Annotated in this window: 15 protein-coding genes; all 15 read left to right on the forward strand. The window is 40.7% G+C overall.

Annotated features, from left to right (window positions below):
• Window positions 1–1,250 (forward strand): SIALI-17 repeat-containing surface protein (locus HMPREF2867_RS04150; protein ID WP_070575999.1); only part of this gene is annotated, 1,250 nt, incomplete at its 5' end.
• Between the two features lie 77 nt (window positions 1,251–1,327).
• Window positions 1,328–2,107, forward strand: coding sequence for a DnaD domain-containing protein (locus HMPREF2867_RS04155; protein ID WP_083306745.1), 780 nt, complete (start codon window positions 1,328–1,330; stop codon window positions 2,105–2,107).
• 11 nt (window positions 2,108–2,118) lie between these two features.
• Complete coding sequence (locus tag HMPREF2867_RS04160; protein WP_083306746.1) at window positions 2,119–2,901, forward strand: ATP-binding protein; 783 nt, start codon at window positions 2,119–2,121, stop codon at window positions 2,899–2,901.
• A complete protein-coding gene (locus HMPREF2867_RS04165; RefSeq protein ID WP_070576005.1) occupies window positions 2,898–3,080 on the forward strand; it encodes a hypothetical protein in 183 nt (60 codons plus the stop codon). The genes HMPREF2867_RS04160 and HMPREF2867_RS04165 overlap by 4 nt, the downstream gene beginning before the upstream one ends.
• Before the next feature lie 135 nt (window positions 3,081–3,215).
• Complete coding sequence (gene bet, locus HMPREF2867_RS04170) at window positions 3,216–3,971, forward strand: phage recombination protein Bet (RefSeq protein ID WP_070576008.1); 756 nt, start codon at window positions 3,216–3,218, stop codon at window positions 3,969–3,971.
• A 13-nt stretch (window positions 3,972–3,984) separates the two neighbouring features.
• Entirely contained in the window at window positions 3,985–4,995 is a 1,011-nt protein-coding gene (locus tag HMPREF2867_RS04175; protein WP_070576011.1) for a DUF1351 domain-containing protein, read from the forward strand.
• A 67-nt stretch (window positions 4,996–5,062) separates the two neighbouring features.
• Window positions 5,063–5,566: a single-stranded DNA-binding protein gene (ssb, locus tag HMPREF2867_RS04180; RefSeq protein ID WP_070576013.1), complete on the forward strand. Its 504-nt coding sequence runs from the start codon at window positions 5,063–5,065 to the stop codon at window positions 5,564–5,566.
• A 12-nt stretch (window positions 5,567–5,578) separates the two neighbouring features.
• Window positions 5,579–6,040, forward strand: a complete 462-nt coding sequence (locus HMPREF2867_RS04185) for a RusA family crossover junction endodeoxyribonuclease (protein ID WP_070576020.1) — start codon at window positions 5,579–5,581, stop codon at window positions 6,038–6,040.
• A complete protein-coding gene (locus tag HMPREF2867_RS04190; protein ID WP_070576023.1) occupies window positions 6,037–6,276 on the forward strand; it encodes a hypothetical protein in 240 nt (79 codons plus the stop codon). The genes HMPREF2867_RS04185 and HMPREF2867_RS04190 overlap by 4 nt, the downstream gene beginning before the upstream one ends.
• The gene (locus tag HMPREF2867_RS04195; protein ID WP_083306747.1) at window positions 6,264–6,539 is read left to right on the forward strand and encodes a hypothetical protein; all 276 of its coding nucleotides are present in this window, start codon (window positions 6,264–6,266) and stop codon (window positions 6,537–6,539) included. Before HMPREF2867_RS04190 ends, HMPREF2867_RS04195 begins: the two co-directional genes overlap by 13 nt.
• A gap of 152 nt (window positions 6,540–6,691) precedes the next feature.
• A complete protein-coding gene (locus tag HMPREF2867_RS04200; protein ID WP_070576026.1) occupies window positions 6,692–7,201 on the forward strand; it encodes a DUF1642 domain-containing protein in 510 nt (169 codons plus the stop codon).
• Window positions 7,182–7,496: a MazG-like family protein gene (locus HMPREF2867_RS04205; RefSeq protein ID WP_206670524.1), complete on the forward strand. Its 315-nt coding sequence runs from the start codon at window positions 7,182–7,184 to the stop codon at window positions 7,494–7,496. Before HMPREF2867_RS04200 ends, HMPREF2867_RS04205 begins: the two co-directional genes overlap by 20 nt.
• On the forward strand, window positions 7,493–8,647 hold the full coding sequence (locus HMPREF2867_RS04210; RefSeq protein ID WP_083306748.1) for a DNA cytosine methyltransferase: 1,155 nt from the start codon (window positions 7,493–7,495) through the stop codon (window positions 8,645–8,647). Before HMPREF2867_RS04205 ends, HMPREF2867_RS04210 begins: the two co-directional genes overlap by 4 nt.
• Window positions 8,644–8,931 carry a DUF1372 family protein gene (locus HMPREF2867_RS04215; protein WP_070576029.1) on the forward strand — a complete coding sequence of 96 codons (288 nt, stop codon included), beginning with the start codon at window positions 8,644–8,646 and terminating at the stop codon, window positions 8,929–8,931. Before HMPREF2867_RS04210 ends, HMPREF2867_RS04215 begins: the two co-directional genes overlap by 4 nt.
• Window positions 8,928–9,638: a DUF1340 domain-containing protein gene (locus HMPREF2867_RS04220; RefSeq protein WP_070576032.1), complete on the forward strand. Its 711-nt coding sequence runs from the start codon at window positions 8,928–8,930 to the stop codon at window positions 9,636–9,638. Before HMPREF2867_RS04215 ends, HMPREF2867_RS04220 begins: the two co-directional genes overlap by 4 nt.
• Window positions 9,639–9,739: the final 101 nt, after the last annotated feature.

The raw sequence follows: 9,739 nt of genomic DNA on the forward strand, positions 1-9,739 counted from the left end.
TTGGGAAAGCTACAGCGGATGCTACCACTAACAAGGTGACAACTGTATTCAATGACTATTTCAAATCACACCCTTTGAATAAGATCATGAACTTGAAACTAGATGCAAGTTGGACAGATAAAGTTGTAGCAGGAAAACCAGTTACAGTTAACTTTAATGGGACTTTAGTAACAGCCAATGTTGGTTCTGAACAAGTAATTGGCAATGATGAATTGATTGCTAAATGGGGATTTCAAGACAAAGAAGACCCTACAGTGATTAACTGGACAGCTCGTGTTAACTACGCTAAACGTCTATTGAATTACGTCACAATCATTGATGAGATGAGTGATAATCAAAAGCTTGTTGATAATTACTTCGAAATCAAATCGATTGAAAGCGTAGACCCTTGGATTGATAAAGGTTCTGCTATGGATTTAGTAAAATCAATCAGTAAATCAGACCACGGTTTCACAATTAAAATGGATCGCCTTGATCATATGATTTATATTAACTATAAAACTAAATTGATTAAGCCGGTTAAAGATAGCGTAAACCCAACCAATAAGGTTGAGTTGAAAGCTGAGTCAGACGGTGCTATCTCACACAGTTATGTCCAACTTGTCGGTGGTAAAGGTGATGCCAGCGGCGAAAACAAACCAGAACCAACGTTTGAAATTCCACACGATGCACCTAAAGTTGAAATCCCTGAGTGGAATGGTGGGGTTACACCTCCAGACGCTCCGAAGTATGACAAGCCAGAATTTAATGGTGGTGTTGTACCGAATGAAGCTCCAGTGTATGAAAAACCATCAATCGATATTAACGACATCCCGCTCCTTCCACCAGCCCCAGTGGTAGAAATTCCCGAATGGAAAGGTGGAACAGTCCCATTCGACGCTCCAGTATTGGACAAGCCTGAATGGAATGGTGGAGTAATTCCGAATGATGCACCTATCTTGGATTTGCCAGAGCTTGAAATTCCAGCAGAGCCAACTAAACCAACACCAGAAAAACCAGCAGAGTCTAAAAAGGTACCTAACAAGCCCGTAGACGCTCCAAAAGAAAAAGAGGTAGAAATTACCGAGGTCGTGTATAAAAACGATTCTGAGCCAAAAGAGGTGGCAAATACAACCGTTTACGGTGGCACTCTTCCAAACACTGGCGAAAAAGAAGGTATCGCTAGCACTTTGGAATTGGTAGTAATTGCTGCTGGTATCACAACTTTGGGATTGAGCTTCAAGAAGTACAACGGTAAAGAAGACGAGTAATTAAATAATTGAAGTGGTGGGAGGGTAGGCATTAAATATGGCAGATAATCAGAAATACTATTACGCAGGAGGTAAAAGTGGGAAACCGTAGAATGATAAGCAAAACCGTTACCCAAACGCATCGATTCTTACGTTTGCCCCTAGAAGCACAAGCTCTTTATTTTCACCTCATCCAAAATTGCGACGATGATGGGGTGGTGGAAGCATTCCCAATTCTCAGAATGATAGGAGCTAACGAGGACAATTTAGGGCTTCTAGTGATCAAACAATTCGTGAAACCTCTTAATGATGAAATGGTCTATTTCGTGGTTGATTTTCACGAACAAAACACGGTCAGAAAAGACAGGTATGTTCCTAGTATTTACAAAGAGTTACTAGAGGAAAATACCGATGAAACCACTGGTAAACCACTGGTAAACCAAACGGAAACCACTGGTTTACCCAATATAAGTAAAGATAATATAAGTAAATCTAATTTAAGTAAATCTAACAGTAGAGAGGATGAAACATCAGAAATTAGTCAATTTTCTTCTTCTGCTGCTGATGACCAATCAGATTTTAATATTTTCAGACATTATCAAGAACGAATCGGACCTATTGACGGATACCAAATGGAAAAACTAAAAGGTTATATCGATTTCGATAAGTTAGAAATTATGTTAGTCAAACGTGCCATAGATAGAGCTGCCGACAACTCAAAACGCTCATTTGGCTATGTCAACTCTATTTTAAAAGCTTGGGCACAAAACGGGATTCATACAGTTGCTCAGCAAGATGAAGAACAACGCCAATTTGACAGTCGTAAAAGCTTTGATGACCAACCAGTTAAATTTGGTCCAGCTTGTAGCAAATATTAGAGGTGATGCTTATGAGTTTAGAAAGCACAGCTAAGCAAATGCGAAGGCAGTATATGACGGTTAGCGATAAATACTGCGAGAAACATAAACGGCACTATGTCACGATTCAGTTTCCGAACTCAAAACCCTACACGGTGTGTGAGCTTTGCCACAGAGAAGAACAAGATCAACAGAATGCCATCAAGGCACAAGAGCAGTACGAACGTGAGCAAGAGCAGAAACGCTTGTACTTTCTCAAAGATTTCAGCTTACTGGATGATGATTTAAAAACTGCCAGTTTTGACAACTACAAGGCGGCGACCAGAGAGCAGAAAGAAGACTTAAAAAATGTTAGAAGTCAGCTCAAAGGCTATCTTGACGGTCAAGACTACAACATTGTTTTGATTGGTGATACTGGCGTGGGCAAGAGTCATCTAGCTTATTCAGCACTCAAGGCATTGTCTGATCACACGAAAAAAATGGGGCTATTCATCAACGTGGTTGACCTATTAGCCAAAATAAAAGAGGATTTCAGTCTTGAAGCTGAGTATATCAGACACATATCTGAAGCTGAATGGCTAGTGCTTGATGATTTGGGGACTGAAAAAGTGACAGAGTGGTCTAACGGTATCTTGTACAGTATTTTGAACAAGCGTACCAAAACTATCATTACCACTAACCTTAGTCCACGGGACATTATGGGCACTTATGGAAAGCGTGTCTATTCTCGAGTTTTCAAGAAGACAGGACTTGGAACGACGAATGAGCATGTTTATCAATTCAAGACACAACAAGATAAGAGGATGATGCTTTGACAGAAACGGAAGTTAAACTAAAACTCTTTGAAGACTACGAGCGCATTCATGGTCTTGTATTCTCGAAAGAGCATAAGCAGAAAATGATGGATGATTTAGATTTGTATTCATTCATCGAGAAAATTAATGAATATATGTATTTCGCTAAGAAATCGACGCAGATTTTTAGCGTACACTAGAAAACCCCTCTAAAATCGATTTTAAGGTGTGTGTTTTCGTCGGTGGTATAAATAGACCACGGCACCGTTAAAATTGTACTACACCCCCTTAAAATGCGAAATAAGGGTATTCAAAACGAAAAGAAAGACAAAAACATGACAAATCAACTACAAACACAAAACAAAAGGGATATTTCAACAGATACAAGCGCCTGGACGTTTCAAGATATTAAACGCTACTACGACCCACAAGATTTATTGACAGAAAAACAAGTTGGGCAAGCTTTATCGCTGATTAAAGGTCGTAACCTCAACCCATTGCTAAACGAGGTCTATATCGTAGCTTACAAAAAGAAAAATGGTGGGGCTGAATTTAGCTTAATTGTCTCAAAAGAAGCATTCTTGAAGCGTGCAGCACAAAACCCAAACTATGAAGGCTTTGAAGCCGGAGTGGTAGTTGTTGACGATTCTGGTGATATGGTAGAGCGGAAAGGGGCGCTGCTGCTACCTAACGACACACTCGTCGGTGGTTGGGCAAGAGTTTACCGCAAGAATTTCAAGGTTCCTGTAGAGGTTTTCGTTAGTCGTGAAGAATACGATAAAAAGCAAAGCACTTGGAACGCTATGCCAGCCACCATGATTAGAAAAACCGCTCTTGTCAATGCCTTACGTGAAGCTTTCCCAGAGGATTTAGGAAATATGTACACTGAGGATGACGGCGGTGAAACATTCGACAGAATCAAGGATGTAACGCCACAAGAGACACAAGAGGATGTTAGAGCTCGTAAGCTGGCGCAAATCGAACAAATGAAGCAAGAACAAACGCATTTCCAACAAACAAGTGAAAGCAATTCTCAACCGGTTGCCAACTCACAAAACGAGCCAGTTCAAGGCGAACTTCTCGACTATTAACGAGGTGCGAACAATGCAAGAATTACAAGTTAATATTGAACAAGCCAAAGTTGAGATTGTAGGGCAAGAGGTTTTTGAAAAAGGCATTGCTGATGTAGTTGCTAAGTATCAAAATTACACAGTCACCGCTGGAACTATCAAAGACGACAAGAAAGTCTTGGCTGAATTACGAAAATTAACCAAGCAAATTTCAGACGAACGTATCAAAATCAAGAATGAGTTATCAAAACCAGCGACGGATTTTGAAAAATATATCAAGGAAACAGAGAAACCTCTTAAAAACATTATCAACCAAATTGCAAATGATGTGAAAGAGTTTGAAAATCATCAAAAAGCACTGAGATTGGACACGGTTAAAAGTTATTTAGCTAACAAAGCCAGCGAATATATGATTGATCCTCGCATTTTTGACGGAAAAGCAACGGAATACCTCAAAAATGGCGATTTTATGGCTGACGGTGTAACTCTTAAAAAAGCGACTATGAAGGCGTTAGACGACATGGTTACCTTTGAATATCAAAAACAAGAGGAATTTAAAAAAGCCACTCAATCCATATCTGGACTTTGTTCAGAGTACGGAATGACCGACCAACCGTATATCCGTATGCTTCAAAATCTGACATTAGCAGAGGTGTTAGATCAGATTCGTTCAGACCATGCTTTTGAATTACAAAAACAAGAAGCTGAACGCCAAAGACAGGAACAAGCAGCGCTACGACAAGCTGAATTGCAAAAGCAAAAAGAAAAAATAGTAGAAACAGCACCAACGGCATTAGTTGTTGATTCAGAAACAGGCGAAATTATCGAAAATACGCCAACAATTGAAGAAGCTAACATTCCAGAATCAAAACGTTATCGCCAAAAAATGACGCTTGAAGTCTACTTTGAAGATTCAGACGATAAAGACAGATTTAAACGTTTACTTAGCGAAAACGGTTGGGAATACAAACAAAACTACACTGTCAGCGGCTATCAAAACATAGCTAGTATGACCGAAGAAGAATTGAAAATACATTTAAGTTAATGTCAAGACCAAAATCTAAACCCACACTGGACGATTTACTAAATCGTGAATAGAAGGAGAGAAAACTATGATTAATTCAGTCTGTCTTGTTGGAAGATTAACAAGAGACCCAGAACTTAAATACACAACCAGTAACATCGCAGTAGCTACATTTAGTCTTGCGGTTAACCGTACCTTCAAAGATGCTAACGGTGAGCGTGAAACAGACTTTATCAATTGCGTTATCTGGCGTCAGCAAGCTGAGAATTTGGCTAATTGGGCTAAAAAAGGCGCTTTGATTGGAATCACTGGACGCATTCAGACCCGTAGCTATGAGAATCAGCAAGGTCAACGGGTGTATGTCACTGAGGTGGTCGCTGAGAACTTTCAAATGTTGGAAAGCCGTGCGGCGCGTGAAGGCAGTAATGCTAATCAAGGCAATACATCGGGAGCGTTTGGTAATGACAACGGCTATGTGGGACCTTACGGGCAACAAGCGCCACAACAACAAGGGCCAAACTTTGCAAGGGATAGCAGCCCATACGGGAACAGTAGCCCAATGGACATCACTAGTGACGATTTACCCTTCTAATTTGGTGAAAACATGAAAATGATTTTAAACATCGAGCCTAAACCACAAACAAGGCCACGATTTAGCAAGTTCGGGACTTACGAAGACTCTAAAATGAAGGCATGGCGTCGTCAATGTTCGCAACTTATTGAGCAAGAATATGATGGGCAATTCTTTGACGGTCCGATTTCAGTAGATGTCGTTTTTTATATGAAGGCCCCGCTTAATGTATCAAAAAAGCCCACGCCAAAAGCTAGAGCTAAAACGTGGGACGCATTCAAGAGTTTTATGTCTGAAACGCTTTGGCATGCGAAAACTCCAGATGTTGATAATCTGGTCAAATCGCTCTTTGACAGTATCTCAAAAGCTGGTTACAACAAAGTTGATAAGAAGGGTATCGTCTGGACGGATGACAGTATTGTTTGTGAGTTAAGTGCTCGTAAGAAGTACAGTCCTAATCCACGCATTGAATTTGAAATCAAGGAGCTCGAATGAATAGCAGATATAAGGACAAGTTGGTTGGTGTATATGCACCGGGAAACTATGGACAAACCAGCGTATTAGATCAGACACAAGAATTTTCGAGATGGTTTTGGAACAACCGCAAGGATATGAAGCTTATCAGCATCAAGCTAGGTATCGACGTTAAAAAGCTCAATCGCATTCTGACACTAGAACAGTTGCCGGATGAAGATTTGTTAAGGAAGATGGTCGAGTTATGCAATGGCTAAGGCAATTTATAGCAAAGAATCCGGCAAAGGTTTTCAGAGAAGGACCGGAACCGATAACTATGGGAATTAGAAATATGAAACGCAAAGTGAAATTTTTTGACAAACTATATGACACTGACACGCTTGACGAAGAAATTAACGCCTGGATAGAAGGCTACAACAAGGAACTGATAGATGTAAGACTAACCGCAGATTGGGAAGATGGCAACGACTACGTTAAATATACTGCCACAGTAATCTATGGGGACAGAACCGAGGGATGATATGAAATACAAAGTTATAGTTTACTACGACAATATGGAAGACAGTGAGCATATCTTCAACAACAAGAACGATGCGATTAATGAATTACACCGTTTGTGAGGTGTTAAATATCGCAATGCAAGAAAATACAAGGTTGAAATGGAGGAAATTGATGACTAGACAAGAAGCAATACAAACGCTATCGAAGGTAGGGAAGATTTCTGTATCGTACGCAGAAGACCTATATGACTCATTCTTCCCGAAACCAGTCGTTCCACAATATGTGGCAGATTGGTATGAGGAACATAAATATAATTTAAATAGTGAAATATACTATTTGATTAGGTATTGGGGAGATGAAGAAAGAAATTCAGATTTCTATAAATGGTTTGATGATACAAAAAACGAAGCAATCAAAACCCTCGTCAACATGCACCAGTTCGGGTATGAGGTCGAGAAAGAGCCTAGGTATACGGTTCGGATTAAAGGGATTGGTGGATACAGTAAATACCTCAATCGAGATACAAACACTCAAAGATGGCTTTTTGCATCGAAAACAGAACTTGAAAGATTTCGAGCACACCACACCCGCAAAGAGCTAGAGTCTAACGGCTTTGAATGGGTATTTAACTGTGAAGGCGTTGAAGTAACGGAGGTAACGGATGAACAATCTAATAAATAAAATCAACCATTGGGCAGATAACCGTGGGTTAAAACAAGCTGACCCAAAGATTCAGTGGATGCGTGTGACTGAAGAAGTGGGAGAAATTCGGGATGTACTCTTGAAACCGACAAAATTCACAGAGCCGCAAGCAGCGTTGAAGGATGCAATCGGTGACACGCTAGTCACGATTATCGTGTTAGCTCACCAGTTAGACCTTGATGTGACTGAGTGTCTCGGTATTGCGTATGAAGAGATTAAAAATAGAAATGGAAAAATGATTAATGGCACATTCGTTAAGGAGGAAGATCTTTGAAATTCATTGACTTATTCGCAGGTATCGGTGGTTTTCGTTTTGGAATGGAGAGCGCCGGTCATGAATGTGTAGCATTCTGTGAAATCGACAAATTTGCTAGAGCAAGTTACAAGGCAATTCATAATACTGAAGGAGAAATAGAATTACATGACATCACACAAGTCACAGATGACGAAATCAGAGCAATCGGACACGTTGACGCAATTTGCGGAGGTTTTCCGTGCCAAGCTTTCAGCATTGCAGGACATCGAAGAGGATTCGAAGATACTCGAGGAACTCTCTTCTTTGAAATCGCAAGATTCGCCGCTATACTCAAACCTAAGTATCTGTTCCTTGAAAATGTCAAAGGACTCCTTAACCACGACAGAGGAAATACCTTTGAGGTCATCCTCTCAGCGTTGGATGAACTCGGGTATGATGTGGAATGGCAAGTGCTTAACAGCAAAGATTTCGGAGTACCACAAAATCGGGAGCGTGTGTTCATTATCGGACATTTTAGAGGACAACGTGGACGAAAAGTTTTTCCTATCGGAGGAAAAGACGAAAAATCTAGTGCTGAACGGTTAGGAATCAATATTTTAGGAAACACTAAAAACCCTAACGGAACAGCTCAAGGGACTAGAGACATAGTGCATGACCCTGAAGGGATTGTGGGAACTCTAACAGCATCCGACTACAAAGAACCTAAACAAGTTGCTATACCGAATGAAATTAAAAAATATGGAGTATTACAGCCCAACTTCAATCAAAGTGGAGTGGTTTACGAAACAGATGGTATATCACCAACAATAAGAACGATGCAAAGCGGCGGATTAGAACCCAAAATCCGTGTCCGTGAAGCGACTAAGCAAGGATACGCTGAAGCAAGCGTGGGGGATAGTGTTAACCTGTCACATCCAAACTCTAAAACACGCAGAGGGCGAGTTGGTGAAGGTATCGCTAACACACTGGTAACTGGTGATAGTCAAGGTGTGGTAACTCCTAACTTTCGCATTCGCAAGCTAACACCTAGAGAGTGTTGGAGATTGCAAGGTTTTCCAGATTGGGCGTTTGACAAAGCGCAAGAAGTAAATAGCAACAGTCAACTCTATAAGCAGGCAGGAAATAGTGTGACGGTCAATGTTATCAAGGAAATAGCGAGGTATCTATGAAACATAAAGATTTAACGATAGCGACGATTTTACTTGTAATTTCACTAGCAATCAACGTGGTAACGGTCATGCGAGTGGTCAACCGACCTATCGAGACAGTGGTTATCCATAAAGCTGACAATGCCGTTGAATTACATGGCAAGGTAACCGGCAAATCTATGGTCGGGAAGCTCTACACTATTGATTGTGGTGCTTACGGTAAATTCTTGGTTAGCAAGGAACAATACGATGCTATTAACGTCGGGGATGATATCCCTAGCTATTTAAGAGGACGTGGCTCATGAGCAAAACCTACAAATATTCCGGGCTGACACCAGAATTATATCAGCGCTTAGTCAGTGAGCATGAAGCACTTAGAAAAGCACACAAAAAAGGCTCTTATAAGCAGTTCTTTCAAGATGTGAAACAATGCAGTGAGTTACAAGCTCGCATCATATATCAAGCATTCAATAGTGCAGTGGTGGAGCGTGCGAGGATATCACCAGCGACTGTCGACAGATTAGAAGGCATTATTTCTGACGAATTGTTCAACGACCTTCAAGACTATCTGTCTACTAATTACACAAGAGGGCAAACCACGCGCCCGCTGTTGGAGAAAACCAACGCAGGACTGCCAGAGGGACTGTTTAAACGATTTTGTAAGGAAGTGGAAGAACTACGCAAGGAACACCCTAACGACCTAAATAGCTATATTAGAAGCGTCAAGGATTGCGATAAGAAGAAAGCTAACAAAGTCCAAAACGCCATCAATCAGTGTTATTTAGAGAAGGCTGCCCTAACGCCTTTAAAAACAATTCAAATGGAAGGGCTACTTTCCAGAGAACTATTCAGCAAAATCGCTAGTTATGTTTTCAATAACTACGACTGGCCCGATAGACTGGATGATGATGCTGATCGAATTATGCTTGAGTACCGAACTAAAGGCAAGGTAGGACGTGAGAAGACCACGGTCAAAAAAGCCTTGTATAAAGCTTATGCACTAGGCGTGTAGCTAGAACGGTTTATAAGGGTTCGACTCCCTTGCTAGCTATTGTCTGTCATCACTAAAAATAAAAAATGAATAAAGATTTTTAGTGGCTTGGACACTTTTTT

This window comes from Streptococcus sp. HMSC064H09 (assembly GCF_001812625.1).
Lineage (GTDB): Bacteria > Bacillota > Bacilli > Lactobacillales > Streptococcaceae > Streptococcus.

Bases quoted from the DNA above. Each gene is read 5' to 3' on its own strand.
- HMPREF2867_RS04175 (WP_070576011.1), top strand. From the start codon at position 3,985: ATGCAAGAATTACAAGTTAATATTGAACAAGCCAAAGTTGAGATTGTA.
- bet (WP_070576008.1), top strand. From the start codon at position 3,216: ATGACAAATCAACTACAAACACAAAACAAAAGGGATATTTCAACAGAT.
- ssb (WP_070576013.1), top strand. From the start codon at position 5,063: ATGATTAATTCAGTCTGTCTTGTTGGAAGATTAACAAGAGACCCAGAA.
- HMPREF2867_RS04160 (WP_083306746.1), top strand. From the start codon at position 2,119: ATGAGTTTAGAAAGCACAGCTAAGCAAATGCGAAGGCAGTATATGACG.
- HMPREF2867_RS04215 (WP_070576029.1), top strand. From the start codon at position 8,644: ATGAAACATAAAGATTTAACGATAGCGACGATTTTACTTGTAATTTCA.
- HMPREF2867_RS04220 (WP_070576032.1), top strand. From the start codon at position 8,928: ATGAGCAAAACCTACAAATATTCCGGGCTGACACCAGAATTATATCAG.
- HMPREF2867_RS04200 (WP_070576026.1), top strand. From the start codon at position 6,692: ATGACTAGACAAGAAGCAATACAAACGCTATCGAAGGTAGGGAAGATT.
- HMPREF2867_RS04195 (WP_083306747.1), top strand. From the start codon at position 6,264: ATGCAATGGCTAAGGCAATTTATAGCAAAGAATCCGGCAAAGGTTTTC.
- HMPREF2867_RS04185 (WP_070576020.1), top strand. From the start codon at position 5,579: ATGAAAATGATTTTAAACATCGAGCCTAAACCACAAACAAGGCCACGA.
- HMPREF2867_RS04190 (WP_070576023.1), top strand. From the start codon at position 6,037: ATGAATAGCAGATATAAGGACAAGTTGGTTGGTGTATATGCACCGGGA.
- HMPREF2867_RS04205 (WP_206670524.1), top strand. From the start codon at position 7,182: ATGAACAATCTAATAAATAAAATCAACCATTGGGCAGATAACCGTGGG.